At 69.6% G+C, this 26164-nt stretch carries 28 protein-coding genes and 2 pseudogenes; 19 read left to right on the top strand and 11 right to left on the bottom strand.

What is annotated here, in order from left to right; translation table 11 throughout:
• Positions 1-42 precede the first annotated feature (42 nt).
• The 11 genes from RNB18_RS27515 (at position 43) to RNB18_RS27465 (ending at position 11447) form a co-directional block, all read left to right on the top strand.
• Positions 43-2097 (top strand): RICIN domain-containing protein, encoded by a 2055-nt coding sequence (locus RNB18_RS27515; RefSeq protein ID WP_311716781.1) that lies wholly within the window; start codon positions 43-45, stop codon positions 2095-2097.
• 132 nt (positions 2098-2229) lie between these two features.
• Positions 2230-2724 (top strand): MarR family winged helix-turn-helix transcriptional regulator, encoded by a 495-nt coding sequence (locus RNB18_RS27510; RefSeq protein ID WP_311716780.1) that lies wholly within the window; start codon positions 2230-2232, stop codon positions 2722-2724.
• Positions 2725-2876: 152 nt separating this feature from the next.
• Complete coding sequence (locus RNB18_RS27505; RefSeq protein ID WP_311716779.1) at positions 2877-3488, top strand: DsbA family protein; 612 nt, start codon at positions 2877-2879, stop codon at positions 3486-3488.
• A 36-nt stretch (positions 3489-3524) separates the two neighbouring features.
• The gene (locus RNB18_RS27500; RefSeq protein ID WP_311716778.1) at positions 3525-4331 is read left to right on the top strand and encodes an MBL fold metallo-hydrolase; all 807 of its coding nucleotides are present in this window, start codon (positions 3525-3527) and stop codon (positions 4329-4331) included.
• A gap of 2 nt (positions 4332-4333) precedes the next feature.
• Positions 4334-4744, top strand: coding sequence for a nuclear transport factor 2 family protein (locus RNB18_RS27495; protein WP_311716777.1), 411 nt, complete (start codon positions 4334-4336; stop codon positions 4742-4744).
• Positions 4745-4780: 36 nt separating this feature from the next.
• Entirely contained in the window at positions 4781-5161 is a 381-nt protein-coding gene (locus tag RNB18_RS27490; RefSeq protein WP_311716776.1) for a nuclear transport factor 2 family protein, read from the top strand.
• A gap of 218 nt (positions 5162-5379) precedes the next feature.
• Entirely contained in the window at positions 5380-6519 is a 1140-nt protein-coding gene (locus tag RNB18_RS27485; RefSeq protein WP_311716775.1) for an ABC transporter substrate-binding protein, read from the top strand.
• Positions 6520-6746: 227 nt separating this feature from the next.
• A complete protein-coding gene (dctA, locus tag RNB18_RS27480) occupies positions 6747-8147 on the top strand; it encodes a C4-dicarboxylate transporter DctA (protein WP_311716774.1) in 1401 nt (466 codons plus the stop codon).
• The gene (locus RNB18_RS27475; protein ID WP_311716773.1) at positions 8147-9298 is read left to right on the top strand and encodes a glycerate kinase; all 1152 of its coding nucleotides are present in this window, start codon (positions 8147-8149) and stop codon (positions 9296-9298) included. Before dctA ends, RNB18_RS27475 begins: the two co-directional genes overlap by 1 nt.
• A gap of 42 nt (positions 9299-9340) precedes the next feature.
• Positions 9341-10240, top strand: a complete 900-nt coding sequence (locus RNB18_RS27470; protein ID WP_311716772.1) for a LysR family transcriptional regulator — start codon at positions 9341-9343, stop codon at positions 10238-10240.
• Positions 10241-10352: 112 nt separating this feature from the next.
• Entirely contained in the window at positions 10353-11447 is a 1095-nt protein-coding gene (locus RNB18_RS27465; RefSeq protein WP_311716771.1) for a tartrate dehydrogenase, read from the top strand.
• Positions 11448-11503: 56 nt separating this feature from the next.
• Here RNB18_RS27465 and RNB18_RS27460 read toward each other — a convergent pair.
• Together RNB18_RS27460 and RNB18_RS27455 are read right to left on the bottom strand one after the other, a co-directional pair.
• A pseudogene (locus RNB18_RS27460) lies at positions 11504-11815 on the bottom strand (peptide ABC transporter ATP-binding protein); the annotation flags it as partial.
• A gap of 127 nt (positions 11816-11942) precedes the next feature.
• Positions 11943-12917 carry a GlxA family transcriptional regulator gene (locus tag RNB18_RS27455; protein ID WP_311716770.1) on the bottom strand — a complete coding sequence of 325 codons (975 nt, stop codon included), beginning with the start codon at positions 12915-12917 and terminating at the stop codon, positions 11943-11945.
• Positions 12918-13052: 135 nt separating this feature from the next.
• On the opposite strand from RNB18_RS27455, the gene RNB18_RS27450 reads away from it, so the two are divergent.
• A complete protein-coding gene (locus RNB18_RS27450) occupies positions 13053-13691 on the top strand; it encodes an HD domain-containing protein (RefSeq protein ID WP_311716769.1) in 639 nt (212 codons plus the stop codon).
• 91 nt (positions 13692-13782) lie between these two features.
• On the top strand, positions 13783-14703 hold the full coding sequence (locus RNB18_RS27445) for an NADP-dependent oxidoreductase (protein WP_311716768.1): 921 nt from the start codon (positions 13783-13785) through the stop codon (positions 14701-14703).
• A 139-nt stretch (positions 14704-14842) separates the two neighbouring features.
• Here RNB18_RS27445 and RNB18_RS53765 read toward each other — a convergent pair whose 3' ends face one another.
• Both RNB18_RS53765 and RNB18_RS53760 read right to left on the bottom strand, forming a co-directional pair.
• Positions 14843-15010 (bottom strand): hypothetical protein, encoded by a 168-nt coding sequence (locus RNB18_RS53765; RefSeq protein WP_394817676.1) that lies wholly within the window; start codon positions 15008-15010, stop codon positions 14843-14845.
• 171 nt (positions 15011-15181) lie between these two features.
• Entirely contained in the window at positions 15182-15634 is a 453-nt protein-coding gene (locus RNB18_RS53760) for a carboxypeptidase-like regulatory domain-containing protein (RefSeq protein WP_394817675.1), read from the bottom strand.
• 18 nt (positions 15635-15652) lie between these two features.
• On the opposite strand from RNB18_RS53760, the gene RNB18_RS27435 reads away from it, so the two are divergent.
• Positions 15653-15856 carry a hypothetical protein gene (locus RNB18_RS27435; protein WP_311716767.1) on the top strand — a complete coding sequence of 68 codons (204 nt, stop codon included), beginning with the start codon at positions 15653-15655 and terminating at the stop codon, positions 15854-15856.
• A 12-nt stretch (positions 15857-15868) separates the two neighbouring features.
• Here the strand turns inward: RNB18_RS27435 and RNB18_RS27430 are convergent, their stop codons facing one another.
• The 4 genes from RNB18_RS27430 to RNB18_RS27415 all read right to left on the bottom strand — a co-directional run bounded on the left by RNB18_RS27430 (position 15869) and on the right by RNB18_RS27415 (position 19699).
• Positions 15869-17026 (bottom strand): oxygenase MpaB family protein, encoded by a 1158-nt coding sequence (locus RNB18_RS27430; protein ID WP_311716766.1) that lies wholly within the window; start codon positions 17024-17026, stop codon positions 15869-15871.
• 104 nt (positions 17027-17130) lie between these two features.
• Positions 17131-18186, bottom strand: a complete 1056-nt coding sequence (locus RNB18_RS27425) for a polyprenyl synthetase family protein (RefSeq protein ID WP_311716765.1) — start codon at positions 18184-18186, stop codon at positions 17131-17133.
• A complete protein-coding gene (locus RNB18_RS27420) occupies positions 18176-18460 on the bottom strand; it encodes a polyprenyl synthetase (RefSeq protein ID WP_311716764.1) in 285 nt (94 codons plus the stop codon). Before RNB18_RS27420 ends, RNB18_RS27425 begins: the two co-directional genes overlap by 11 nt.
• 459 nt (positions 18461-18919) lie before the next feature.
• Positions 18920-19699 carry an IclR family transcriptional regulator gene (locus RNB18_RS27415; protein WP_311716763.1) on the bottom strand — a complete coding sequence of 260 codons (780 nt, stop codon included), beginning with the start codon at positions 19697-19699 and terminating at the stop codon, positions 18920-18922.
• A 147-nt stretch (positions 19700-19846) separates the two neighbouring features.
• Here RNB18_RS27415 and RNB18_RS27410 point away from each other — a divergent pair, with 147 nt between their 5' ends.
• From RNB18_RS27410 to RNB18_RS27400, 3 genes are all read left to right on the top strand, one after another.
• On the top strand, positions 19847-21046 hold the full coding sequence (locus RNB18_RS27410; protein ID WP_311716762.1) for an FAD-dependent monooxygenase: 1200 nt from the start codon (positions 19847-19849) through the stop codon (positions 21044-21046).
• A 121-nt stretch (positions 21047-21167) separates the two neighbouring features.
• On the top strand, positions 21168-21347 hold the full coding sequence (locus RNB18_RS27405) for a hypothetical protein (protein WP_311717042.1): 180 nt from the start codon (positions 21168-21170) through the stop codon (positions 21345-21347).
• 4 nt (positions 21348-21351) lie between these two features.
• Entirely contained in the window at positions 21352-21519 is a 168-nt protein-coding gene (locus RNB18_RS27400) for an SDR family oxidoreductase (RefSeq protein WP_311717026.1), read from the top strand.
• A 279-nt stretch (positions 21520-21798) separates the two neighbouring features.
• Here the strand turns inward: RNB18_RS27400 and RNB18_RS27395 are convergent, their stop codons facing one another.
• On the bottom strand, positions 21799-22107 hold the full coding sequence (locus RNB18_RS27395; RefSeq protein ID WP_311716761.1) for a hypothetical protein: 309 nt from the start codon (positions 22105-22107) through the stop codon (positions 21799-21801).
• Between the two features lie 197 nt (positions 22108-22304).
• Here RNB18_RS27395 and RNB18_RS27390 point away from each other — a divergent pair, with 197 nt between their 5' ends.
• Positions 22305-23741 carry a sensor histidine kinase gene (locus RNB18_RS27390; RefSeq protein ID WP_394817683.1) on the top strand — a complete coding sequence of 479 codons (1437 nt, stop codon included), beginning with the start codon at positions 22305-22307 and terminating at the stop codon, positions 23739-23741.
• Positions 23742-23748: 7 nt separating this feature from the next.
• Positions 23749-24429, top strand: a complete 681-nt coding sequence (locus RNB18_RS27385) for a response regulator transcription factor (protein ID WP_311716760.1) — start codon at positions 23749-23751, stop codon at positions 24427-24429.
• On the opposite strand, the pseudogene RNB18_RS54120 reads toward RNB18_RS27385, so the two are convergent.
• Both RNB18_RS54120 and RNB18_RS27375 read right to left on the bottom strand, forming a co-directional pair.
• Positions 24415-25110, bottom strand: a pseudogene (locus RNB18_RS54120) (phosphatase PAP2 family protein); the annotation flags it as partial. The gene RNB18_RS27385 and the pseudogene RNB18_RS54120 sit on opposite strands and share 15 nt — an antisense overlap.
• A 106-nt stretch (positions 25111-25216) precedes the next feature.
• On the bottom strand, positions 25217-26155 hold the full coding sequence (locus tag RNB18_RS27375) for a dioxygenase family protein (RefSeq protein ID WP_311716759.1): 939 nt from the start codon (positions 26153-26155) through the stop codon (positions 25217-25219).
• Between the last annotated feature and the right edge of the window lie 9 nt (positions 26156-26164).

Below are 26164 nucleotides of genomic sequence, written 5' to 3'. Positions count from 1 at the left end.
GAGCCGGCGGACACCGAAACACACCTTCCCCTGGGAGCCGCAATGTCCCCTGCGCAGACAGGCGCCAGACCCGGCGTCGCTCCGCGTTCCCGTCCCTTCTCTTTCTTGTCCCTGGCCTTCATCCTGCTCGTCTCGGTGATGACCATGGTCATACCCGCCGGCCGGGCAGACGCTCTGGCTCGTCCCTCGCAGACGATGTACACCCCGCCGTCGGGTGCGCCCTCGCCCGGGTCGCTCTACCCGCGGGCGATGCGGATGCAGCACAACGGCTCCGCCAACGGCACCCTCCTCGCGACGTTCGAGCAGTACACCACCGGTACGCCGGTCCTTCCGATCTACCGCAGTACGGACAACGGCAACTCCTGGTCGAAGATCTCCGAGGTCGCCGACACCCAGAACGGCTGGGGCATGCGCTGGGAGCCCGAGCTGTTCGAACTGCCCACGGCGGTGGGCGGCTTCCCGGCCGGCACCATCCTCGCCGCCGGCGCCTCGGTCCCCTCCGACCGCTCGGCCATCAAGATCGACGTCTACGCCAGCACCGACCGCGGGCAGACCTGGACCTTCGTCAGCAACATCGCCACCGGCGGCCCGGCGTTCGACACCAACGGCAACACCCCCGTATGGGAGCCGTTCTTCCTCTACGCCAACGGCAAGCTGATCGTCTACTACTCCGACCAGCGCGACCCCGACCACGGCCAGAAGGTCGTGCACCAGGTCACCACCGACCTCCACACCTGGGGTCCGGTCGTGGACGACGTGGCGATGCCGACCTACAGCCAGCGCCCAGGCATGCCCACCGTCGCGAAGCTGCCCAACGGCAACTACGTCATGACGTATGAGTACGGCGGCTCGCCCTCGGGCAACTTCGCCGTCTACTACAAGATCTCCGCCGACCCGGAGGCCTTCAACTCCGTCACGGGCATTCCCCTGCAGGCGACGGACGGCACGATACCCACCAGCACCCCGTACATCACCTGGCTGCCCACCGGCGGTCCGAACGGCACGCTGGTCGTCGGCGCCTACAGCACCAGCGACCTGTTCCTGAACACCCAGAACGGCGCCGCGAACACCTGGACGCGCATCAGCTCCAACGTCGCCGGCGGCTACAGCCGCGGCATGGTGCCCCTGTCCGACGGCCACAGCCTGCTTGTGCTCAGCGGCGGCAGCGGCGGCCCTGGCCTCTCCAACCCCGTCACCTACAGCACCATCGACCTGGGCGGCGGCATCTCGGACGGTGCCACCTACACCGTGTCGAACGCGGGCAGCAACCTCATGCTGAGCATCGCGGGCGGCTCCACCGCCAACGGCACGAACGCCACCCAGCAGAACGCCGACAACGCCACCGACCAGCAATGGCGCTTCGTCCAGCAGAGCTCCGGCTACTTCAAGATCCTCAACGTCGCCAGCGGCAAGGTCCTCGGCGTGGAGAACCAGTCCACCGCCGACGGAGCCAAGATCCTCCAGTGGGACGACAACGGCACCCTGGACCACGAGTGGGCCGTCGCCCCGAACCCGGCCGGCGGGTACAGCCTCACCAACCGTGTGACCGGCAAGTACCTGGAGATCCCGAACGCCTCCGCCGCCACCGGTACTGCCGCCGGCCAGTGGAGCGGGACCAGCTGCGCCTGCCAGCGCTGGAACGTCACGCAGACCGCTCCGCCGGCGCTGGGCACCGGGCAGTACGTCCTCGTCAACAAGAACAGCGGGAAGTACCTGGACATCCCGCAGGGCTCGACCGCCACCAACACGGCAGCCCAGCAGTGGCAGAACTCGGCATGTTTCTGCCAGCTGTTCACCTTCCAGTCCGCCGGCGGCGGAGCTTGGACCATCAGAAACGCCAACAGCAACCTGAACCTGGACATCCGTAACGGCTCCACCACCGCCGGAGCCGCCGTCGTCCAGAACACGCCGTCCAGCGCGAACTCACAGAAATGGACCCTCACCGACGCGGGCAACGGCTACTACGAACTCAAGAACGTGGGCAGCGGCTTCAACGCCGCCGTCGCCCAGTCCTCCACCACCAGCGGCGCGGCAGTCGTGCAGTGGAACGACCTGAACATCGACGACCAGTTCTGGAAGATCGTGCGCATCAACTGAACGGTTTGACGAAGGGCCTCCTGCCGGCTCGGGATCGCGAGGCGAACCGAGTGGCAGGAGGCCCTGGGGCACCGTCCCCTACGTGCGTGATCGGTACGGTGGTACCGGGACGACGAGAGGGGCAGCGCGGCTGTGGATGAGGAAGCGGAGATCAGGACGGCGAAGGAGGCCGCCGACCATGAGCTCATCCTGGCGTTCGGACGCCTGCAAGGGGCGGCGAACCGACTGGAGTACATCCTCGGCCGAGCCCTTGAGGTGGAATGCGGCATCAGTCATCTGGTCTTCGAGGTGCTGCTGATCCTCGGGCGGGCGAGTGAGCCGGGGCTTTCCATGCGGGCCGTCGCACAGGAGCAGGTCCTGACCACCGGCGGTGCCACCCGGCTGGTGGATCGCATGGAGACGGCTGGTCTCGTGACGCGCGTGGAGTCCCCTGGCGACCGGCGCGGGAAGCTGGTGCGGCTGACCCCGCTGGGCGAGGAGACGGCCGTACGCGCTGCCGGGGTGCACCTGGAGAACATCAAGCGGTACTTCGTGGAGCCGCTCCCGGCGGCCGACCGTGAGCGGTTCGCGGAGGATCTGCGCATCCTCAGCCATACAGCCCGGGATGTACTGCCTCGACTTCCCTGACCTGCGGGCTGGCGGTGGCGCAGATCTAATGGCATTGAGTGCTCGCATGTGCCTCAGATCACACGGGTCGAGAAATATCTGACGAGTCAGTTACTGTTTGATCAGATGAATCGCTCGCAGTCGGCGGGCGCCCCTCTCTGCCGAGGTCCTCGATGAAGCTCGTCTACGTCTTCGACGCCTACTGCGGCTGGTCGCACGGATTCACCGCGACCCTGCGCGAGATCACCACGCGCCACCCCGACCTGCCGGTCGAGGTCGTCTCCGGCGGTCTGTTCACCGGCGGCCGCCGGGTCCCCATCCGCGAATTCGGCTACGTCCAGGGGGCCAACGCCCAGATCGCCGAGCAGACCGGTGCCGAGTTCGGCGAGGCCTACGAACGGCTGATCGCCGACGGTTCGTTCGTGATGGACTCCGAGGCCGCCGCCCGTGGCGTCGCAGCCGTGCGTCAGGTGGCCCCCGACCGCGCGGCGGAGCTGGCCACGGCCTTGCAGCACGCCTTCTACGTCGACGGCCTGAGCCTGTCGGAGGCTGCCACCTACCGGACGGTCGCCCAGGCGGCCGGGCTCGACGCGGATGCCGTCGTCGCCGCCTTCGAAGCGCCCGAAGCGCAGACTGCGGCCCACGCCGACTTCCGCCGCGCGGCCCAGCACGGGGTCTCCAGCTTCCCCACCCTCCTCGCCGTCGACGGCGAGCACGTCGTCCCCCTGGCCCTCGGACACGCCACCGCCGACGAGGTGGACCGGCGTCTCACAAACCTCAACTGACCCCGCAACCCTCCACCCCTCCAAGGAGCCCCGAGCATGAGCGCCCTCGACTTCAAGATCCTCGACCTCGACTTCCCCGCCGGATCCAAGAACAAGACCGCCACCCTCGTCACCGGCGAGACCGATGCCCTGCTGGTGGACGCCGCGTTCACCCGCGCCGACGGTCACCGCCTGGCCGCCGCGGTCCTCGACTCCGGCAAGAAGCTCACCACGGTCTTCGTCTCCCACGCCGACCCCGACTTCTATTTCGGCGCCGAGGTGATCGCCGACGCCTTCCCCGACGCGGTCTTCGTCGCCACCCCGATCGTCATCGAGCACATCCAGCATTCCTACGAGGGCAAGCTGAAGGCGTGGGCGGCCCTCGGCCCGAACCTGCCCACCCGCCTGGTCGACCTCACCCCGCTGACCGGCGACCTCACCCTGGAGGGTCACCGCTTCGAGCTCAAGGGCGGCCCCTCGGGTCTGCCCGACCGCCACTACCTGTGGCAGGCGGAGTCCCGCGCCCTGCTCGGCGGCGTCCTGCTGTTCCAGCAGGAGCACGTCTGGGTCGCCGACACCGCCACCCCCGAGTCCCGCGCGACCTGGATCGACCTGCTCGACGAGATGGCCGCCCTCGACCCGCAGCTCGTCGTCCCCGGCCACCGCCTGCCCGCCACCGCCGCCGACGCCTCCGCCATCACCGCCACCCGCGACTACCTGCTCGCCTTCGAGGAGGAACTCGCCAAGGCGGCCGACGGCGCCGCACTGACCGAGGCGCTCGTGGCCCGCTACCCGGACAACGGCATGCTGATCGCCGCCCAGATCGGCGCGAAGGTCGCCAAGGGCGAGATGAAGTGGGGCTGACCATGAGCGAGTTCGCCACTTCCACCGCACCCGCCGACGTCGTACGGCGCCAGTACCTGGCCTCCGCCGCCGCAGACCTCGAGGCCCTGCGCGCCACCCTCGCCCCCGACGTGGAGTGGACCGAGATGGCCGGCTTCCCCCTGGCCGGCACCTACCGCACCCCCAACGGCGTCACGTCGAATGTGATGGAACAGCTCGGCAAGGACTGGGACGGCTGGACCGCCCACGACGACACCTACGTCGTCGACGGCGAGAACGTCGTCGTCCTCGCCCGCTACACCGCGGCCAACAAGGCCACCGGCAAGCGGATCAACGTGCGGGTCGCCCACCACTTCGTCGTACGCGGCGGACTCATCGTCCGCTTCGAACAGTTCGTCGACACCGCACTCGTCCGCGACGCCATGACCGGCTGACGCGTTTCCATACCATCCGCATGGCAGGAGAACAGCATGTCAGCTGACGACAACAAGGCGCTCGTGATCGCCTTCTACGAGCAGGCCTTCAACGACTACCAGCCGGAACTTGCCGCCGAAGCCCACCTCGGTGAGAGCTACATCCAGCACAACCCCGAGGCGCAGGACAGTCCGCAGGCGTTCGTCGGCTATGTCCACTGGCTGCGCGGGCAGTTCCCCGACCTGCGCCTGGACATCAAGCGCGCGGTCGCCGAAGGGGACCTGGTGGTCACCCACAGCAACCTGCACCTCAAGCCCGGCGACCGCGGCATGGCCGTCGCGGACTTCTGGCGCGTCGTCGACGGGAAGATCGTCGAACACTGGGACGTGATCCAGGAGGTCCCGGAGAAGAGCGCCAACGACAACACCATGTTCTGAGGTCCGCGGCGGCACTTCCCGCGCCGTGCAGTTGACCGGCAGCAACCCGGAGCTGCGGTGGCGTTCCCGGGACCGGGCCCCGCTGATGCCGGTCAGGCGACGGACTCGTCACCCCGTCCGGGTACGCACAACTGTCCCGGTCCGCCGATGCCACCCGGCGCCCAGGGCGCCGCTGCAACCGGTGCCCTTCTTCCTCTCAGTCAGAAAGGTCCCCCCACATGACCGACCTTCCCAGTCGCCGCCGCCTGCTCGCCACCGGAGCGGGTGCCGCCCTCGGCCTCGGCGCGTTAGCCGCCACCGCCTCGCCCGCCGCAGCGTCCCCCGGCCTCGGTTCGACAGCGGGAGCCGAGGAGACCAGGACGCTCGACGAGCTCTACCAGGCGGCTCTCGCCGAGGGCGGCAAGCTCGTCATCTACGCAGGCGGTGATGTCTCGACGCAGGCGGACGGCCTCCGAAGCGGCTTCAAGAGTCGCTTCCCGGACATCGACCTGACGGTCGTCGTCGACTACAGCAAGTTCCACGACGTCCGCGTGGACAACCAGTTCGCCACCGGCACCCTCGTGCCCGACGTCGTACAGCTGCAGACCGTGCAGGACTTCGTGCGCTGGAAGCAGCAGGGCCGTCTGCTGGCCTACAAGCCGGCCGGCTACTCCAAGGTGTACGCCCCCTTCAAGGACCCCCACGGAGCCTGGGTCGCTGTCCAGGTGAGCGCCTTCAGCTACATGTACGGTCCGGCGGCGGTCGGTTCGGACGCACCGCGCAGCCCACTGGACCTCGTCGAGGCCAAGTGGAAGGGGCAGATAGCCTCTTCCTACCCGCACGACGACGACGCGGCCCTTTACCTCTACACGCTCTACGTGGAGAAGTACGGCTGGGAGTGGCTGGCCCGACTGGCGGCCCAGGACGTGCAGTTCGCCCGCGGGAGCTACACCCCGAGAGACGCCGTCACCAGCGGGCAGAAGGCGATCGGCGTCGGTGGCTCCGGTGCGGCCCTGGCGACCGGGCCCGTCAAATGGGTGCTCCCCGACGAGGCGACGCCGTTCATGTCCTGGGGGCAGCGGGCCGCGATCCTCAAGCAGGCCAAGCACCCGACCGCGGCAAAGCTCTACCTCAACTGGCGGCTGTCCGTCGAGCAGCAGCAGGCCGCCACCAACGGCTGGTCGGTCCGCACCGACCTCACCCCGCCGACGGGTCTGAAGCCCATCTGGCAGTACCCGAACGGCAACCTCGACGGCTTCCCCCGCTTCATGGCCGACCGGGCCGAGGTCGAGCGTTGGAAGCAGACCTTCGCGCTGTATTTCGGCGAGGTCAAGGGCGACCCTTCGCCCGGCTGGCTCGGGCTGCACCCGGGAGCCTGATTGGCATGTCGGCAGTATCTGGACCTCGGCCGTCCTCCCAGCAGGGGGGACGGCCTCAGTCCGGCCTCCCTCGCAGTGGAGCCCACGGCCTATGCCGGTACTGATAGGCCCGGCCTATACGGGGCATCGATTTTTGGTCGTGGACCCCTCATCTGTGTCCCGGTTCACTGTGGCGAAAGTCTGCGCGGACCGGTCGGGCTCGGTGTCGCGCGATCAGGGAGGCTGCAATGGCGCATACCCCAAGCCACGGTCGGGCCGAGCAAGCCGCGCGTATCGCGGCGAAGCCGTGGTATCGGCAGTTGTACGTCCAGGTTCTGGTGGCGATCGTGGTCGGCATCGTGCTGGGCTGGCGGTGGCCGGATCTGGCCACCGACATGGAGCCGATCGGCACGACGTTCATCACCGCGATGAAGATGCTGATCGGCCCGATCGTCTTCCTGACGATCATCGGTGGCATCGCCGGCGTCGCGGACCTGAAGAAGGTGGGTCGCACCGGCATCAAGGCGCTGACCTACTTTCAGGTCGGCACGATCGTCGCGCTGCTGACGGGCCTGGTGGCGATCAACGTCTTCCGGCTCGGCGACGGCGTGCACGCCGACCCGTCGACGCTGAAGACGTCGGGCGACGCGAGCCAGTACGTCTCGCAGGGCGAGCACCAGCACTGGTGGGAGTTCCTCACCAACATCGTGCCGAACAGCTTCTTCGGCCCGTTCGTCGAGGGGAACATCCTCCAGGTCATCTTCCTGGCCGTCGTCTTCGGCATCGCGATCAAGATGGTGGGGAAGACGGGCGAGCCGATCATCGCGGCCGTGGGACGGCTGACCGAGGTCGTCTTCAAGGTCCTGTCGTTCGTCATGAAGGCCGCTCCGCTGGGCGCCTTCGGCGCGATGTCGTACGCCATCGGGAAGTTCGGCCTGTCCACCCTGACCAGCCTCGGCTCGCTGATCCTCCTCTTCTACGTCACCTCCGCCCTGTTCGTCGTGGTCGTGCTCGGCGGCGTGCTCGCCCTGTACGTGCGGCTGAACATCTTCCAGCTCTTCCGCTACTTCAAGGAGGAGTTCTGGCTGATCCTCGGCACCTCGACCGCCGAGCCCGCGCTGCCCGGACTGATGCGCAAGCTGCAGTTCATGGGTGCGGAGCGGTCCACGGTCGGCCTCGTCGTGCCGACCGGCTACAGCTTCAACCTCGACGGCGCGGCGATCTACCTCTCGCTGGCCACCCTGTACATCGCCCAGGCCACCGACACCTCCCTCTCCCTGGGCCAGCAACTCGGGCTGCTGGCCGTCATGTTGCTGACGTCCAAGGGGGCGGCAGGCGTCGCGGGTGGCGGGTTCATCGCGCTCACGGCGACCCTGTCGACGGTCGGCTCCGTCCCGGCGGCGGGCATCATGCTCATCTTCGGCATCGACAAGTTCATGTCGGAGTGCCGGGCGTTGGTGAACTTCTTCGGCAATGCCGTGGCCACGTTGTTCGTCGCCAAGTGGGAGAACGGTCTGGACCTGGAGCGGGCCCGGGCGGTGCTGGCCGGCAAGGCGGGCGAGCCGCCGCTGACAACCGACGCCGAGGCCGAAGAGGCCCGGCCGGTCGCCGCGTTGCCCGCCCCACAGACCGCCGAGGTGGCGTCCTGATGGGGTCCGTGCTGATAGCCCCGGACAAGTTCAAAGGCTCCCTCAGCGCCGACGAGGTAGCCCGCGCACTGGAACGCGGGCTGCTGGAAGCGGCTCCCCGGGCCCGGGTCGACCGACTCGCGCTCGCGGACGGGGGAGAGGGGAGCGTGGCCGCCGCCTGCGCGGGCCGGTTCAGCCCCGAGAAGGTCACGGTGACCGGGCCGACCGGTCGGCCCGTCACGGCCGAGGTCGCGGTGCACGGCCGTACCGTCCTCATCGAGGCGGCGGCCGTCTGCGGACTCGGCATGCTGCCGGGCGGGCGCAAGGTGCCGCTCACGGCCACGAGCCGGGGCGTCGGTCAGGCTCTCCAGTACGCGCTGGCGGGCGGGGCGGACACGATCGTCCTCGCGTTGGGCGGGGTCGCCACCACCGACGGCGGCGTCGGCCTGCTGCAGGCCCTCGGTGGGACGCCGGCCGAGGAGGACGGCACACCGATCGGCCCGGGCGGCGCAGGACTCGCCGCTCTTCGCACGGTCGATCTCGCCGAGGCTCGCGCGGCCTTGGCGGGAGTCGATCTCGTCCTCGCCACGGACGTGGACAACCCGCTGCTCGGGTCGACCGGCACGGCCGCCGTCTACGGTCCCCAGAAGGGGGCGACCGCAAGCGAGGTGCGGGAACTGGACGACGCGCTCGCCGGATTCGTACGGCGACTGGCAGCGGCGGGGGTCGCCGAGGCGGTTGCTCTTGCCGAGGTTCCAGGCGCCGGGGCGGCCGGCGGGCTCGGGTATGCCGGGATGCTGCTGGGCGGTCGAGTGCGGTCGGGGGCCGACTACTTCCTCACCCTGCTCGGTGTCGACGAACTGCTGGCCCGGAGTGACTTCGTCGTCACCGGCGAAGGCAGCCTCGACGAGCAGTCCCTGTCGGGCAAGCTGCCGGTGGCGCTCGCCCGGCGGGCCCGTCGGCAGGGCACACCGGTGCACGCAGTGGCAGGCCGCTGCACCCTTCCCGCCGACAGCACCGCTGCCTACTTTCGCTCCGTCCAGGCCCTGACGGACCTCACCGACCAGGACTGCGCGAACGACAGCACCCTGTCGGCGCACCTGCTCGCCCGGTGCGGGCGGACCCTCGCCGACCGATGGTTCGGACGCGGAGGAACGGAAACCGGCAGGTAGGCTCGCTCCGCCTGTCGTAGCAGCACAGAGCGGAGAGACGCCGTGGACGCCCGGCAACTGGAGTACTTCCTCGCCATCGTCGAGCACGGCGGTTTCAGCAAGGCCGCAGCCGCCCTCCACGTGGCCCAGCCGTCGCTGTCACAGGCGATGGCCAATCTGGAGGCCGATCTCGGGGTGGCCCTCTTCCACCGGGTGGGACGGGGCGTCGTACTGAGCGAAGCCGGTGCGGAACTGCTGGAGCCGAGCCGACGTGTGCTGCGGGACCTGGACGCCGTACGGGACACCGCCGCTGCGCTCGCCGGGCTGCACGGCGGCACCGTCGAGGTCGCCACCATGCCCTCGCCCGGCATCGAACCGCTCACCACCCTCATCCACCGCTTCACCGAACTGCATCCGTCGGTGACGGTGAGCACCCAGGCCGCCTTCACCCCGGACGAGGTCGTCTCCCTGGTGCGCAGCGGCGCCTGCGAACTGGGCCTGCTGGGCAGCGCCGCACCCGTGCACCCGTCCGGCCTGGACGTCCTGCACGTCGAGGACCAGCCGTTCGTGGTCGTCGCTGCACCCGGCGGGGCGATCCAGGACGACGTCACCATCCGGCCCGAGGACCTGGCCGGTCAGAAGCTCATCGCCTCCCGGACCGGCAGCCTGATGCGCAGCATTGTGGACGACATCACCGCGGGCGGCACCGGTACGGAGATCGTGACGGTCGTGGACCACCGCACGTCGATCCTGCCGCTGGTCCTCACCGGGGTGGGTGTCACGGTCCTGCCTTCCTCCTGGACCCGGCTGGCCCGTCGTTGCGGAGCAGTGGTCGCCCCCATCGAGCCCACGGCCCGCCTCCATGTGGCGATGGTCAGTCTGCCCGCGCACCTCACACCGGCCGCGCGGGCGTTCCTCGCCCTCACCACATCCCTGGCACAGCGGCGGGCGTTGGCGGTTTGACGCCGGACCGATCGGCCACGCCTATACGTCGTATCGAAAGCAGGTCTTGGACGCACGGTGACGTCGGTGTGTTGACTCGAACCGACCGCACGCCAGCGAGCCGGAGGCACCCATGACAGCCGCACCCCACACGTTTCGTATCGCCGCCATACCCGCCGACGGGGTGGGCAAGGAGGTCGTCGCCGCCGGGCGTGCCGTCCTGGACGCCCTGGCCGAGACCTCCAAGGCCTCCGCGACCCCCTTTGCCTTCGCCTGGGAGGAGTTCCCCTGGGGCTGCGACTTCTACGAGCGCACCGGCAAGATGATCGACGACGACGGCCTGGAGCGGCTCAAGGACTTCGACGCGATCTACTTCGGCGCGGTCGGCTGGCCCACCGTCCCCGACCACGTCAGCCTGTGGGGCCTGCGCCTGAAGATCTGCCAGAACTTCGACCAGTGGGCCAACGTCCGCCCCGTGCACTTCCTGCCCGGCGTCCAGAGCCCCCTGCGCAAGGCCGACGACACCGAGCTGGACTGGGTCGTCGTCCGAGAGAACAGCGAGGGCGAGTACGCGGGCCTCGGCGGCCGCAACCTCTCCGCCCGCGGGCACGGCGGTGAAGTCGCCGTCCAGTCGGCCCTGTTCACCGAGGTCGGCTGCGAGCGGATCATGCGGTTCGCCTTCGACCTGGCCCGCACGAGGGCGCACAAGAAGGTCTCCTCGGTGACCAAGAGCAATGCCCAGCAGTACGGCATGGTCCTGTGGGACGACGTCTTCAAGCGGGTCGCCGCCGACTACCCGGACGTCGAGACGGAGAGCGTGCTCGTGGACGCGATGTCCGCCAAGTTCGTCCTGCGCCCCGAGGACCTCTCGGTCGTCGTCGCCTCCAACCTCAACGCCGACATCCTCTCCGACCTCGGCAGCGCACTGGCCGGCAGCCTGGGCCTGGCCGCCAGCGCCAACCTCAACCCGGAGCGCCGCTTCCCCAGCATGTTCGAGCCGGTCCACGGCTCCGCCCCGGACATCGCGGGCCAGGGCCTGGCCAACCCGATCGGCGCGGTCGGCAGCGCCGCGCTGATGCTGGAGCACTTCGGCCTGCCCGACCAGGCGGCCCGTCTGAACAAGGCGATCGAGGCCACGACCGGTGCGGGCATCCTCACCCGCGACGTCGGCGGCACGGCCACGACGGACGACGTGGTCAAGGCCCTGATCGACGCGCTCGACGGCTGACGGTCCGAAAGGGAGCGGCCTTCCGGAACTCGGGGATGCGGTGCGACAAGGCATCGCAGACGTTGCCGCGCCTCGCGCCGCCGTCGCTGGTCGGCCGGGTCCGCGACCGGTGCGGCGAGCAACAGGCGTTGGGTATAGGGATGTTCGGGGGTCGTGGTGACCTCGCCCGCCGGTCCGGTCTCGGCGATGTCGCCCCGGTGGGTGACGCTCACGCGGTGGCTGACGTGCCGGATGACCGTGAGGTCGTGGACAAGCAGGTAGGCGACGCCGGTGCGCCGCAGGATGTCGACGAGCAGATCGAGGACGCGGGCCTGGGTGGTGAGGTCGAGCGCGGAGACCGGTTCGCCGTAGACGACGAGCCGCGGGGCGGGCGTGACCTGCGGCCGCCCGCGGCTTCTGGCCGTTGGCGCGATCACCGAACGGCGGGGCCCCGATGCGGCAGGGTGGCAGCCGCAGTGACGCACACGCACCGACGCTGTCGCCGCCGCCCGGACGCTACCCGGCCTGCTCGCGCCGCGCAGTGGCGAACCGGCGCTGGTAGGCGGCGGGGCTGATGGACAACTCCCGGGCGAAGACGCGGCGCAGGCTCTCGTAGCTCGGGAATCCGGCCATGGACGCCGTCTGCGTGGCGGTGTACCCCTGGTCCAGAAGGGACTTGGCGATGTCGAAGCGGATCGACTCGACGTACCGGGCCGGCGTGGTGCCCAACTCCTCGCGGAACAGCCTGGTGAGGTGCCGCGTACTGACGTTGAGTCGCCCCGCCAGTTCGGCCAGGGAGTAGGGGCCGGCCGGGTCCGCCGTCACCAGGTCGACGACCCTGCGCAGGGCGGGCGACCGGGGCGGTGGGCCCTGCAGAGGAGCGGAGAACTGCGATTGGCCGCCTGCTCGATGCAGGTAGACCACCAGCGAGCGGGCCACCTGCCGACTGATGTCGGGACCGTGGTCCTCCTCGACCAGAGCGAGCGCGAGGTCGATGCCCGCTGTGACGCCCGCTGACGTGTAGACAGTGCCGTCGCGCACATAGATGGCGTCGGGCTCGACGTGGGCCTTCGGGTGCCGGGCGGCGAGTTCGCCGGTGATCTTCCAGTGGGTGGTCGCCCGTCTGCCGTCCAGAAGGCCCGTCGCGCCGAGAACGAAGGCACCGGAGCACACCGAGGCGACTCGGCCGGCGCGGGCCGCCAGGTCCCTGGCCGCTTCGGCGAGTTCGCGGGTGACGGGGGTCCTGGGATAGACGTCTCCGCCCGGGATCAGGAACGTGTCGGGGTCCGGCTGCGTGGTGGCGCTGCCGTCGACGGCGATCCGCATGCCGATCGACGAGGTGACGTCGGCGCCCGTCGTCGACACCAGGGCGATCCGGTAGTCGGCGCCGAGCAGGTTCGCCTCCCCGAATACCTCGGCGGGACCGGCGACGTCCAGCAGCTTGACGCCGTCGTAGACGAGGACGGCCACCCGATGCGGGCCGGTGCTCACGGGCCCACCCTGGGATGACCGGATTCGAGGGGTTCATGGCCGGACGGAGGCGGCGCCGCGGACCGTGTGGTCGGCACTGTGGAGAACGGACGCACGGTCCACTCGTAGCGCATCGCATCGGAAAGCAGGGACGTCATGACGGACATCATCGCAGGGGTGGAGATACCCGAGACATCGGCAGTCGTGGAGGCCACGGAATTTCTTCGGGAGAGGACGAATCTCCTGATCTTCCACCACTCCCGGCGGGTATTTCTCTTCGGCTCTCTGCACGCGCTGGCAAGGGACCTTCGGCCCGATCCCGAGTTGCTCTACATCTCGGCGATGTTCCATGACGCGGGCCTTGTGATCCCGTTCTCCGAGACGCAGCAGCGCTTCGAGCTGGACGGCGCCGATCATGCACGGAAGTTCCTGCTCGACCGCGGGTTTTCCGAGAGCGCCGCCGAGGTGGCCTGGAAGGCCATCGCCCTGCACACGACGCCGGGGATTCCAGGCCGCATGGAGCCCGAGGTCGCCGCCACGAACTACGGCGTGCTGACCGACGCGATCGGCTGGGGGATGGACAGGCTGGAAGTCGACCAGATGGACGAGATCGTCGCCGTTCACCCGCGGGGCGATTTCAAGAAGGAATTCCTGCAGGTATTCGTCGACGGCCTCAAATACCGCCCTGACACCACCTACGGAACCGTCAACGCGGATATCCTGGAACACTTCGTTCCGGGTTTTCGCCGTACGTCCATGGTGGAGCGCATCATCGTGGCTCCCTGGCCGCGATGACCGGGCAGCAGCCGGAATCGAGTCACAAGACCGCCCTCCGTAATCGCTGCCTCTTGCATTGCCCACCCCACAAACCGAGAAAGGAAGGCTCATGCGAGCCATCACTGTCCGGGATCGCGAGGCCGGGCTCACGGGGTTGATCCTGGAGGATCTTCCCCACCCCCATGCCGCCGAGAACGATGTCATCGTCCGGGTGCATGCCGCCGGCTTCACCCGAGGCGAACTCGACTGGCCCGCGACCTGGACCGACCGTGCCGGCCGCGACCGCACGCCGAGCGTGCCCGGCCACGAGGTCTCGGGGGTGGTGACGGAACTCGGGTACGGAACCACCGGCCTCACCGTCGGCCAGCGAGTCTTCGGACCGACCGACTGGACCCGCGACGGCTCGCTCGCCGAGTACGTCGCAGTGGAAGCCCGCAACCTCGCCCCGCTCCCCGTCGACGTCGACCACACGGCGGCCGCCGCACTGCCGATCTCCGGACTGACCGCCTGGCAAGGCCTGTTCGACCACGCCCGTCTCACCACCGGCCAGACCGTCCTGGTCCACGGCGCCGCCGGCGGCGTCGGCTCGATCGCCGTCCAGCTCGCTCACGAAGCGGGAGCCCGTGTGGTCGGCACCGGCCGCTCCGCCGACCGGGACACCGTCCTCGACCTGGGCGCGCACGCGTTCCTCGACCTGGAGGCCGACCGGTGGGAAGACACCGGCCAGGTCGATGTCGTGTTCGACGTGATCGGCGGCGACATCCTCGACCGCTCGGCCGCCCTCGTACGCCCTGGCGGCACGCTCGTCAGCATCGCCCATCAGCCCACCGTGCGCCCCGACGACGGGCAGACCGTGTTCTTCGTCGTGGAACCCGACCGCGTACGCCTCGCCGACCTCGCCCGGCGTCTGCGGGACGGCCGGCTGCGGGTGCGTGTCGGTGAGGTGAGGTCGCTCGCCGACGCACCCGCCGCCTTCACCTCGGGCCAGCGTGTCCCCGGCCGCACGATCATTCGGGTCGCCGAGGACTGAGAGCGGGAGGGGCGACGTGGTCGGCGGCGTCCAACGGTACGGCCACTGACGCCACCGGCCCGGGGTTCACCTGGTCCAGGGTTCTTCGCCGCCGGGCCGGACACGCCTGAAGGGAAGGGCGTGTCCGGCCCGGCGAGTGTCACTCGCCCGCGTGGGACAGCTCGATGTCGTGGCTGTCCACACCCGAGCCGTGCATGGTCACCTGGGTGGCCTTCGGCGAGTAGCCGGCCGCCGTGACCATGCACTCGCCGCCGTCGAGGTCGGTGAAGGCATAGCCGCCGTCCTCGCCGGTGGTCGCGGTGGCCACCACCTTGCAGGCTGTGTCGATGAGCGTGACTCGCGCGTCGGCTCAGCGCCCGGCCCGCGGCTTGGACCATGCCCCGCATGTGCAGGCCGGGGGAGAGTTCGAGCTCGGTCCTGGTGACGCCGTGCGCGGCGATCTCGACGGGCGGCGCGATCGGCCGGTAGCCGGCCGCGGTCACCGCGAGGGGCAACTTGCCGGGCACCAACTCGGCGAGCCGAAGGTGCCGTCCATGTCGGGGAGCCCGGCGGCGAGCACATCGCCGCGCACGTCGGCCGCGACCACCATGGCGCCGGCGACCGGCTTCCCGTGGTCGGCCGACCTGACCGTGCCGACCAGGCCGCTGGTGCCGGAGAGCAGGATGTCGTACGAGACCGGCTCGCCGCCGGCCACGACCGTGGACGCCTGCGGCCGGTAGCCCTCGGCGGAGGCGATGGGTACGTTGCTTCCCGCGCCCGGCGCATCCACCGTGTACGCACCGGCCGACTGGGCCACCATGCGGCCCACCTGCCGTCCGCCCAGCGACATCAGGGTGATGACCGCCCGCGGCACGGGTGCCGACTCGGAACCGATGACATGCCCGCTGACCGCAACACCGGCGGAGGACCGGACGGCGGCCGGGCTCGGCACCCTCGCGAGGTGCTCGGTGTGCTCGGAGTTCTTCTGGGTCCCGTCCTCCCGGCCGCGGAGGCCGAACGCAGGCAAGGCGGCGCATACGAGGGCGATGATGCCGGTGACCAGGCAGCGGAGTGGACGCCGTTCATGTACGCGGTGTGGCTGCCCTCCACCACGGCTGCCCTGAGCTGGGCGGGCATCGCGTCGGAGACCGAAGCGAACGCCCATCGCGACTGAACTGCCCGGGCGTCAGACAGTGCTGGTCGGTGGGGTCCACCGGTGGGGGCGGGGTACGACGCCGGTGATGCCGTAGTCCTTCTTGAGGGTTTCGGGGATCGCGTAGTGCATGACGCGTCCACGGGTGAGGGAGGACAGTTCGAGGACCGTGGTGAGGTGGCCGAGGCGGTCCAGGGCCCAGGCGCCGAGCGGGGAGCGGTCCTCGATGGTCTCCAGGACGCCGAGAAGGTGGGGCACGGCTTTGACGACGGTGTCCCACGAGGTGCGCGGCACCTGGAGCCAGTCGGCGCAGGTGTCGCCGATGAGGTGGCGGATGAGGGCGGAGACGATGGGGTCGAAGAAGGTGCCGGGCACCACCTCCTCGTAGAGGTCGATCAGCTGCTTGGTCAGATGGGCGCCTTCCTCGGAGGGCCCCATGTGCCGGACCATGTACAGGTCGAGGAACCGGCGGGCCTCGTCGAGAGTTCGGGGGACGACGTCCTGGTCGACGCCCAGCATGGCGCCGACGACGCGCCACGCGTAGTAGTACGCTTCCGCGCCCTCGGCCGACATGTGGATGCCGAGGCGGTGCAGGCTGTCCAGGACGAGCAGGGAGAAGAACATCTGCCCGCCGATCATGTCCTCCTGGCAGATCGGCGTGCCCAGGGTCGCGGTGTCCCAGTGGTTCTCACGGGTGAGGTGGTGGCGGATGGAGGCGTGCAAAAGGCGCACCTTCTGGGCGGCGGGGATGAAGCGGCTGCCGGCCTCGAAGGCGTCGGGCTGCATCAGATGGACGGTGAACTGCCCGGTCTCCGCCATCCGTTTGGACGGGTACTTCAGGCCGTGACTGGCCGACAGCAGCTTCGCCACGTGCGGGACGACGTAGCAGGCCGGCATCGAGGCGAAGGACAGCGCGGTGGAGATGTGCACGTTGTTGTCGATGAAGAACAGCCGGGCCTTCTCCATCTCCGCCCAGTCCACCCAGGACGGCGGGGTGCGGGTGGCTTCGAGGTACTCACGTGCGATGTCGGGCAGACCGTCCGGCAGGGGAGCGCCGGCGGTGGAGACGTACCGCATCAGGGTGTTGAACGTGCCCACCTCCCCGCGGGCGAAGAGCTCGGCGACGGTGGCGTCGGCGAGTTCGTCCCCGGTCCGCCGCAGGGCGTCCAGCGATGCGTCGGTGTAGGTCATGGCAGGGTTCCTCGTCTTCCTCTGGAACGTCCACGACAGGCGGAAGGGCCGGCTGCCGGGAGGGCAGGGCTCGCGCCGGATGCGAGCGGTCTGTATGCGGGCGGTCAGGACAGGCGTACCGCCGCGGAATGCGCCAGCGCGGTAAGTCCGCCGACGGCGCCCGCCGGGAGATCCAGTTCGTGGAGGGCGCCGAGAGCCTCCTCGACCCGTGCCCCGATCATGCTCTCGATGCGGTCGGGCGCCTTCAGCCGGCGCATCACCTCGCGCACCGTGTCCAGCCCCTCCCCGTCCAGGTCGTCCCGGCCCAGCAGAGTGTGCAGCAGCTCCCGCTCCGCGTCGTCGGCGAGACGCCATGTCTCCGCCAGCAGCGCGGTGGGCCGTCGGCCGCGCACGTCGTCGGCATTGGCCTTGCCGGTGAGCTCGGGGTCTCCGAACAGCCCGAGCAGGTCGTCCCGCAGCTGGAACGCCTCGCCCAGCGGCAGCCCGTACGCGGAGTAGCCCTCGCGCAGCCGCACGCCCGCGCCGGCCAGCGCACCACCGATCAACAGGGGCTGTTCGACGGTGTACTTGGCGGTCTTGTACCGGATCACCTTCAGCGACGCCTCGATGTCCGGACCGGCACCGGTACGCAGGATCTCCAGACACTCGCCCGCGATCAGCTCACGGGCCATCACGGCCCACAACGGGCGGGCCCGGACGAGATACGCGGCGGGCAGACCACTGGCGGCGAACAACTGCCCGGCCAGCGCCATCAGCAGGTCTCCCACCAGCATCGCCAACGACCGCCCGGCGGCATCGGCGTCGGGACGAGCCCCTACGGCCCCGCGCAGGGCGACGTGGATCGTGGGCCGGCCGTGCCGCAACGGGCTGTCGTCGATGAGGTCGTCGTGCACGACCGCGGCGGCATGCACCAGTTCCATCGAGGCGGCCGCCCGCACCAGCGCGTCGCTGTCCGGCTGCCCCACCGCCCGCCACCCCCAGTAGCAGAACGCCGCCCGCAGCCGCTTGCCCTCCGCTACCGCCGCCTCCAGCCTCTCGGCCACGGCACCGAGCATCGGATCGACCGCCGCGAACTCATCGGCCTCCCGCGCGACGAACCGCCGCAGCACCTCGTCCACGCGGGCTTTGAACGCGGCCGGCTCCCACCGCTCATGCGCCACCGGCGGCCTTCCGGGCGAGGGCGCGCTGGGCGAGGATCTCCAAGTGGGCCGGGGGTACGGCCGCATACCGGTCCAGCACCAGACGCCCACGCGCCACCAGCTCGCGCTCCGCCTCCCCGGCCAGCTCGGTGGCGTCCGACCGGCGCAACAGTCCTCGCACCGTCCCCAGGGCCGAACCCACTGTGCTCACCGCCAGATCGGCCAGTCCGGCAGCCAGCAGGAGTGCTTGGCTGTCGCTGTTTCTGCCTCCGTGCGGTCCCGCTTCTCGCGTCACGCCATCCCCCCTCGTCCGTCGTGCAGCCCTGGCAGTCCTGGGTGCACACCGTCCTCCCGAGCATCGCGTCAGACAGGATGCGACCTTGGAAGAACTCACGATCGGGTGATCTAGTCGCTCAACCATGCGAATCCCGTGATTCGCTCCGGAGAGACCTCTCAGCGGCGCGTGCTTCCGCCGTCCGCGACGACGATCTGCCCTGTGATGAACGAGGCGTCGTGGAGGCGAGAACGCCACGACGCCCGAGACGTCGGCCGGCATTTGCACACGCTCTCCGCGGCCGTGGCCGTTCGGACCAGGCTCGCCGCGACGCCGTCGACGGCGATGCTCCCCGACTGCGTGATCGTCCACGGCCCGGTCGGGAACGTCCATGCGCCCCCATGTGCCTCGGCCACATGCAGCTCTCCCGGCGGCAACCGTCGGCGTGACGCGCATGGCGTGCCGGTTTCCCACGATGGGTCACGAGGTGCGAATGGGGATGCCCGGCCTCCAGCCCAGACTCCTGGACAATCCCAGTCCGCTCGCGACCAGCGAGGGAACGGCCGCCTGCAGTTTGATCGAGCCCGCGGCCACCACGACGGAGAGGGCCGCGACGACTTTGCCGCGGCCGTCGACGATGCGCGTCGCGACCGACTCGGCCCCTTCGCTCAGCTCTTCCTTGACGACCACCGTTCCGGTCGAGCGACAGGACGCCAGCTGGCCACGGAGTTCGGCCGGGTCCACGATCGTTCGAGGAGTGAAGCGTCGCAGTCTTCCGGCCAGCACATCATCGATGAACGCCGGAGTGCTGTGGCTCAGCAGTACCTTGCCGACGCCTGAGCAGTGCAGGGGCAGCTGGCCGCCGATCTGTGACGTCAGACCGACGGCGTTGACGGCCGACAAGCGCTCGATGATCACGGCCTGGTCGCCCTGGAGGACAGCCAGCTGCACATGCTGGCGAAGAGCCGTGTACAGGTCCTCCACGAACGGCTGCGCGGCGCGGCGCAGCGTCTCGGCGCGTGGTGCGAGGGTCCCGAGGCGCCACAGCGGCAGGCCGATCGCGAAGCGGTTGTCGCTGGTGCGTTCCAGCGCGCCCGCCTCCACGAGCTCGAGCGTCAGGCGCCTGGCGGTGGCGTGCGGCATGCCGGTGCGCCGGACCAGGTCGGCGAGGGTCAGCTCGGTGTTGTTGGGGTCAAAGGCGAACAGCAGATCCCAGAGCCGGGAGCTGACAGTGCGTCCTGGCTCGTTCGCACGAGGCATGGGCCTCTCCTTCATCCTGCGTGGCGCCGGCGACTCTACCTCCGATGTTCGTTGGATGGACGAAGCTGTTCTTTCAGTGCGTACTTTGCCGAACTCTTGCAGGCAGCCAGTCACCACCTCGCCAGAGGCCAACGGGAGTGAAAGAGCATGATGACTACGGAAGCAGGCCCCAGGATCGCGATCCTCGGCGGCGGCATCGGAGGCCTCGCCGCCGCGGCCTTCCTCCGCGACAAGGGCTTCCACAGTGACGTCTACGAGCAGGCCGCAGCCCTGACCGAGGTCGGTGCCGGGTTGGTGATCGCCCCCAACGCCGCCCGCCTGGTCCGGCGTCTGGGCGTGCTGGACCGGTTCGTCGAGCGCGCGGTGCAGATGGAGATCGGCTGGGAGTTCCGGCGCTGGGAGAACGGCACCGTCCTCTCCGCGGAGAACCTCCGGGACGGGTGCAAACGCCTGTACGGCGAGCACACCTACGCCGCCCACCGCGCCGATCTGCTGAATGCCTTGAGGTCGGCCGTCCCCGAGGACTCGCTCCATCTCGGCAGGCGTTGCGTCTCGGTCGAGTTCGCAGGCGACCAGGCGGTGCTGCGGTTCGAGGACGGCGAGACGGTTCGACCGGACATCCTCATCGGTGCCGACGGAGTCCACTCACGCGTGCGGAGCGCGATCGTCGGGCCGACTCAGGCCAGGGAGTCGGGCATCTGTGCCTTCAGGGCCCTCGTGCCGGCGCGTAAGGCGCCCGAATTCGCCAGGCGGCGCGCCCAGACCCTCTGGATCGGCCCCGACCACCACCTCGTGCACTACCCGGTCTCCGGCGGGGAGTACGTCAACCTCGTCGCCTTCGCACCGGCCGGTGCGAGCAGTGTCGAGTCGTGGACGGCCACCGCGACGCTGGAGGAACTGCTCGACGAGTTCGACGGCTGGGATCCGCGTCTGGTGGAGCTGATCAGGTCGGCCGACACCCCGGGGCGCTGGGCGTTGCTCGACCGTGAACCTCTCGACCACTGGAACCGCGGCAACGCGACCCTGCTGGGTGACGCGGCCCACCCGATGTTCCCCTTCTTCGCGCAGGGCGCTGCCCAGGCGATCGAGGACGGCGCCGTCCTGGCCCTCTGTCTGGCGGAGGACCCGAACAGCCCGTCGGCGGCGCTGGGACGCTACGAAGGGCTCCGTCGACGCCGCACGGCGCGCTTGCAGGAGGTGTCGCACGGGCGGTCCCACCTCAACCACCTTCCGGACGGCCCGGAGCAGCAGGCCCGGGACCTGGCGTACTCGCAGGCCGACCCCCTCAGGGCGAACGGCTGGATCTACGAGTACGACCCCGAGGTCGCCGTCTCGGCCTCGGTGTGAATCAGCCCCGACGCTCTCCGGCCCGGCGCCCTCCCGCCCGGCGGGCCCGGCCGACGGGTCTCGACCTTCTCCTGCCGAACAAGGCGTTCCCGGGCGGGCGGGCACCAAGAGCCTCGACGACATGGACGAAGCCACCTGGGACAGGGTGTTCGACACCAACGTCATGGGCTCGTTCTTCCTCATGCAGGGTCTGCGGCCCCTGCTCGCTCCCGGCGGGGCCGTCGCCTTCTGCGGCTCGGCGGCCGGCCGAAGGGCCGGCGCGGGCAACCGCCGCCTACGGGACCAGCAAGTTCGCACTTGAGCACCTGACACGTATCCTCGCCGCCGAAGTCATCGGCGACGGAATCCGGGTCAACATCGTCATGCCGGGCGGCATGAACACCGACATCGCCGCACGTACGACGGGTCATCCATCCGGCGGAGCCGAGGCCTTCCGGGAGCGGGTCAGGCTCAGCACGCCCATGCTCCGGTAAGGGGAACCGGACGAGCTCGCCGACGCTGTGCTCTTCCTGGCCTCGTCCTAAGCCAGTTACATCACGGGCGCGGCCCTCCCGGTGGACGGCGGCGCCACCGGCTTCACTCGCCCGCCGGTATAGAGACGAGCTGCCGGGATGCGCTGATGGACCGGTGAATTCGGCGTCGGCCGCGCGGCATCGGTGCGGGTGACGGAATGTGCGTGCGGGCCGGACAAGCGTGTGGCGCCACCCATCCCTGGAACGGGATGGGCAGCGCCACACATCGAAACCGGAAACCTATCCGGGGAACGGCTTGCTCGCGTCGTCGTCAGCCTTGATGCACGCGTCGAGCTTCTTCTGCAGGGCGGCCGCGTCGCTGAGCGCCTTCCTGGCCGCCGCGGTTTCCCCCAGCTGCTTCAGCTTCGCGGCCTTGGTCTTGAGGTTGGCGATCTGCTGGCGCAGCTGGCTCGTGTTGCAGGTGACGGAGGCCTTGACCGATACCCCGCCCCGGTCGGCCGACGTGGCGGCGTGAGCGGGCACGGAGGTGATGAAGAAGCCTCCGACGATGGCCGCGGAGACAGCAAGGGCGGAAAAGCGCTTGGTCATGAGTTGTTTCCCCCAGGTAGGGCTTGCATTGGTCGGAGTGGATCTTACAGTCCCTTGTAACCCGCCAGTAACTTGGTTTGGGTGTTGTCCTCGATGCCCGTCTCCACAACGGGAGTTGCGGCACCGGCGCGGATTGGACTTTCGGCAGTGGTCGGACGGCGCCCGATGTCCGTACCGTCACCCCCGTGGACATCACAATGATCAACGGTGAGACGGCGACCGGAACCGCCGTATCACGGCGGGCACTTGATCCGGGGACCGCTCTCACCGCGGCTGCCGCGATGGCTGCCGGTCTGAGCGTGATGAACCTGTGGTGGGCTGTCTCTGCTGCCGTCGCCGCGTTCCTGGCAGGACGACGGCCTGGACGGACGGCGCCGACAGCGCTCGCCCTGGTCGCGATTCTCGCGGCCGGTGTGGTGGTCTTGTCCGTCGTTCCTGCTTGGCTGCCCCTGGCCGGCCGGTTGGTGACCGTGGTGGTTGCCGCCACGATGCTGCCATGGTTCGCGGGCCGGTTCTGGTGCCAGTATCAACAGCTTGTCCGGGCCGGGTGGGAGCGTGCCGATCAGCTGCAACGCGAGCAGCAACTGATCGCTGATCAGGCCCGGTTGCGCGAGCGGGCGCGTATCGCCCAGGACATGCATGACGTACTCGGCCACGACCTCAGCCTGATCGCCCTGTCGGCCGGCGCACTCAAACTCGCGCCGGACCTCGAAGAACACCACCAAAGCGCCGCCGGGGACATCCGAGCCAGAGCCGCGGCCGCGGTGGAGCGTCTCGGCGAGGTGATCGGTGTCCTGCGGGAGGAGACCGACACAACGGCGATGGCCCCCGGCAACTCCGGCATCACAAGTCTGACCTCCGAGGCTTCCGCGGCCGGCCTCACGGTGGAGGTGCGCATCGACGGCGCGGCGGACGGCCTGCCGCCCGTAGTAGAACGAGCGGCTCACCGGGTCGTGCAGGAAGCTCTCACCAACGTGGCCAAGCACGCGTCCGGCGCGACCGCGACCGTCCACGTGACCCATACGGCGACAGAAACAAAGGTCGTCGTGGAGAACGGCCCGTCATCGTCTGCGGCCGACCAGCGGCTCCGGCCTCGCAGTGGAGGGCGTGGGTTGATCGGTCTCGAAGAACGTGTCCGGTTAACCGGCGGCTGGTTCGATCACGGCCCGCGCGACGGAGGTTACGCAGTCGTCGCGCGTATCCCGCACACACCCTCGCCGCCAGCGCCGCTCCTGCGGTCAGCCTCTCGTGGTGACGAGTTGCCGCAGGAGCATCGCCGCGCTCGGCGCCGGGTCGGGCGGGCCCTGGTCGCCGCGGTCATGGTGCCCCTCGTGACGGGAGCGTTGCTGAGCGGGGCTCTCATGGGCTGGGAGACGCTGTCGGCGGCACAGTCGGTCCTGGACCCGCGTGACTATGCCCGCCTCTACGTGGGGCAAGATCGTGCCGAGGTGGAGCGTTTCCTGCCGGATAGGCAGACGAACCACCGACCGCTGACCGCCGAGCCGACGGGAGACGGCACAACGTGCGAGTACTACGCGATGACGGCCAACCGGTTCGACGACCGGTCCGGCGACGCCTACCAGTTGTGCTTCCGGAAGGACACCCTCGTGTCCCTGGACACGATCACCCCGTGAGCGTTCGATGATCCGGGTACTGATCGCCGACGACGAGCCGATGATCCGTGCGGGGGTACGCGCCGTTCTCGCCACGGATCCGGACATCGAAGTCGTCGCCGAGGCCGTCGACGGACACGACGCCGTGGAACTGGTCCGACGCCATCGTCCCGCGGTGGCCGTCCTCGATATCCGCATGCCGGGAATCAACGGCATCGACGCCGCCGCGGAGATCCACCACACAGTGCCGGCCACGAGCGTCATCATGCTGACGACCTTCGGCGAGGACGACTACATCCTCAAGGCGCTCGGTGGTGGTGCGGCGGGCTTCCTGATCAAGTCGGGTGAGCCCGAGGAACTGATCACCGGAGTCCGCGCGGTGGCCGAAGGGGCCGCCTACCTGTCACCGAAGGTCGCGGCCCGGGTCATCGCGCACCTCGCCGCGACGGGCGTGGGCACCCTGGCCGGTCGGCGCTCCGCCGCCCGGCATCGCGTCGCCGCCCTCACCGCCCGGGAAAGAGAGGTACTGGCCTTTGTCGGAAGCGGCCTGTCCAACGGGCAGATCGCCCGGCGGCTCCACGTGGTGGAGGGAACGGTCAAAGCCCACGTGAGCTCCATTCTGGCGAGGCTGGGCGTCGACAACCGGGCCGCTGCCGCGGTGGTGGCCCACGAGGCCGGGATCATTCCGCCTCAGCCTTCCCAGCCGTGATGCCGCAGCCTGGGCAAGGGGCATGAACGCGAGCAGCACGGCCGCCACGACAGCCCCGCCGAGTGTCGCGCCGGCGAGCACATCGTGCGGGTAATGAACCCCCACCAGCACGCGCAGCAGCGCAGCCGCCCCGGCTGTGGGCAGCGTGATCCAGGCGAGGCGGGGCCGCAGCACGGCAAGACCGACGGCCAGGCCGGCGGCCAGGGTGGCGTGGTTGCTGGGGAACGACCAGTCTCCTGGCCCGGGGCATTCCGCGACGGGTTCGGCGCTTGCGTGTACCGCGCGGCAAGGACGCTCCTCGTCCACGACGAGCTTCACCGCTTCGCTCACCGTATAGGCAGCGACGGTGCCGAGGCCGGTCAGTACGGATCCGGCAACCCCTCGCGTGTCCTTGCGGCGGATTGCCGTCGCCCACATCCAGACCAGCAACATTCCGAGGATCACCAGAGTGCCTTCGGTGGCCACTTCCAGGAGGGGCCCCAGCCACGACGGTGCATCCGCCGCCGCCCTGGTCACCGACCGGTACACGGACGCCGAGGCGCCACCCGTGACCTCCACAGGACCGGTCTCGCCCAGCCCACCGGGGGACAGGCAAGTGACTACTCCGGCACCCACGCCCAGGACGGCCAACGCGCCGAGCAGCCGACCGGTTCGGACTTTCCTTCGCGGTTCTCGTTCCATGAAGCCCGAACGTAGAAGCGGGGCCCGTGGGAAACCCGAGCCGAACGACAACTCCGGACCTTGACGATCGTCAGGGTTGACCCCGACGGTCATAGCGGCAGGCAGGTCATGCGCCCGCGGGGGCGAGGGCGATGTCGAAGCGGACCCGGCTCCATGTGCCGTCGATGACGCGGCCGTCGGGCGTCGGCGCACCGGCGGGCTGCTGCTCGAACCGCTTGATCAGCGAGTCCTTCACGCCGAAGACGGTGTCCTTGCGACCGATGGGGTCACCCTCGGCGAAGATGTGGGTCACCAGCGTGCGCACCCCCTCGTGGGACACCATGAAGTGCAGGTGGGCGGCGCGCAGTGGTGAGCGGCCGACCGCGTCGAGCATCTTGCCGACGGGCCCGTCGTCGGGGATGGGGTACGGCGTCGGGGTGAGGCCCCAGAAGCGGTAGCCGCCGTCGGCCGCGGAGAAGAGGTGCGCCCGGCCGGCGCGCTTGCCGGCCTCGTACTGCACGTCGTACAGCCCGTCCTTGTCGGCCTCCCAGACCTCGATGAGCGCGCCGGCGAGCGGGGTGCCGTCGGTGTCGGTGACGGTGCCCTCGACCCAGCAGGGCTCGCCGGGGGCACCGAAGGCCAAGTCGTCGCCGAGTTCGATGGCGGGGGAGTCCTCGACGAAGAACGGCCCGAAGACGGTGGCCTCGGTGGCGCCCTGGTAGGCCCGGTTGTTGACGTTGATGGTCTGCATGCTCGCGCCGAGGGTGTCGGAGAGCAGGATGAACTCCTGCCGGACCTCGTCGGTGATGTGGCCGGCCCTGGTGAGGAATTCGATCGCCGTCCCCCACTCCTCCTCGGTCAGCCGGACCTCGCGGATGAAGGAGTGCAGGTGCTTGACCAGGGCGGTCATGAGTTCCTGCAGCCGCGGGTCCTGGCAGGCGTCGAAGGAGGCGACGACGTTGTCGACGAGTTGCTGCTCGACCGCCTGCTGTTCCGGCGACACCTCGCGGTAGATGGTGCCGTGGGCACCGGCCTGAGCCGAGCCGGGGTTGACGTAGGTAGCCATGACGGCCTC

It is taken from the genome of Streptomyces doebereineriae (genome assembly GCF_031845645.1).
Taxonomy (GTDB): domain Bacteria; phylum Actinomycetota; class Actinomycetes; order Streptomycetales; family Streptomycetaceae; genus Streptomyces; species Streptomyces canus.
The sequence above is the reverse complement of the archived record's forward strand: the minus strand, read 5'-3'. Positions and strand labels throughout refer to the sequence as shown.

Bases quoted from the DNA above. Each gene is read 5' to 3' on its own strand.
- RNB18_RS27485 (WP_311716775.1), top strand. From the start codon at position 5,380: ATGACCGACCTTCCCAGTCGCCGCCGCCTGCTCGCCACCGGAGCGGGT.
- RNB18_RS27505 (WP_311716779.1), top strand. From the start codon at position 2,877: ATGAAGCTCGTCTACGTCTTCGACGCCTACTGCGGCTGGTCGCACGGA.
- RNB18_RS27495 (WP_311716777.1), top strand. From the start codon at position 4,334: ATGAGCGAGTTCGCCACTTCCACCGCACCCGCCGACGTCGTACGGCGC.
- RNB18_RS27430 (WP_311716766.1), bottom strand. From the start codon at position 17,026: ATGACCTACACCGACGCATCGCTGGACGCCCTGCGGCGGACCGGGGAC.
- RNB18_RS27410 (WP_311716762.1), top strand. From the start codon at position 19,847: ATGATGACTACGGAAGCAGGCCCCAGGATCGCGATCCTCGGCGGCGGC.
- dctA (WP_311716774.1), top strand. From the start codon at position 6,747: ATGGCGCATACCCCAAGCCACGGTCGGGCCGAGCAAGCCGCGCGTATC.
- RNB18_RS27475 (WP_311716773.1), top strand. From the start codon at position 8,147: ATGGGGTCCGTGCTGATAGCCCCGGACAAGTTCAAAGGCTCCCTCAGC.
- RNB18_RS27375 (WP_311716759.1), bottom strand. From the start codon at position 26,155: ATGGCTACCTACGTCAACCCCGGCTCGGCTCAGGCCGGTGCCCACGGC.
- RNB18_RS27515 (WP_311716781.1), top strand. From the start codon at position 43: ATGTCCCCTGCGCAGACAGGCGCCAGACCCGGCGTCGCTCCGCGTTCC.
- RNB18_RS27450 (WP_311716769.1), top strand. From the start codon at position 13,053: ATGACGGACATCATCGCAGGGGTGGAGATACCCGAGACATCGGCAGTC.
- RNB18_RS27490 (WP_311716776.1), top strand. From the start codon at position 4,781: ATGTCAGCTGACGACAACAAGGCGCTCGTGATCGCCTTCTACGAGCAG.
- RNB18_RS27500 (WP_311716778.1), top strand. From the start codon at position 3,525: ATGAGCGCCCTCGACTTCAAGATCCTCGACCTCGACTTCCCCGCCGGA.
- RNB18_RS27465 (WP_311716771.1), top strand. From the start codon at position 10,353: ATGACAGCCGCACCCCACACGTTTCGTATCGCCGCCATACCCGCCGAC.
- RNB18_RS27405 (WP_311717042.1), top strand. From the start codon at position 21,168: ATGGACGAAGCCACCTGGGACAGGGTGTTCGACACCAACGTCATGGGC.
- RNB18_RS27395 (WP_311716761.1), bottom strand. From the start codon at position 22,107: ATGACCAAGCGCTTTTCCGCCCTTGCTGTCTCCGCGGCCATCGTCGGA.
- RNB18_RS27445 (WP_311716768.1), top strand. From the start codon at position 13,783: ATGCGAGCCATCACTGTCCGGGATCGCGAGGCCGGGCTCACGGGGTTG.
- RNB18_RS27415 (WP_311716763.1), bottom strand. From the start codon at position 19,699: ATGCCTCGTGCGAACGAGCCAGGACGCACTGTCAGCTCCCGGCTCTGG.
- RNB18_RS27385 (WP_311716760.1), top strand. From the start codon at position 23,749: ATGATCCGGGTACTGATCGCCGACGACGAGCCGATGATCCGTGCGGGG.
- RNB18_RS27390 (WP_394817683.1), top strand. From the start codon at position 22,305: ATGATCAACGGTGAGACGGCGACCGGAACCGCCGTATCACGGCGGGCA.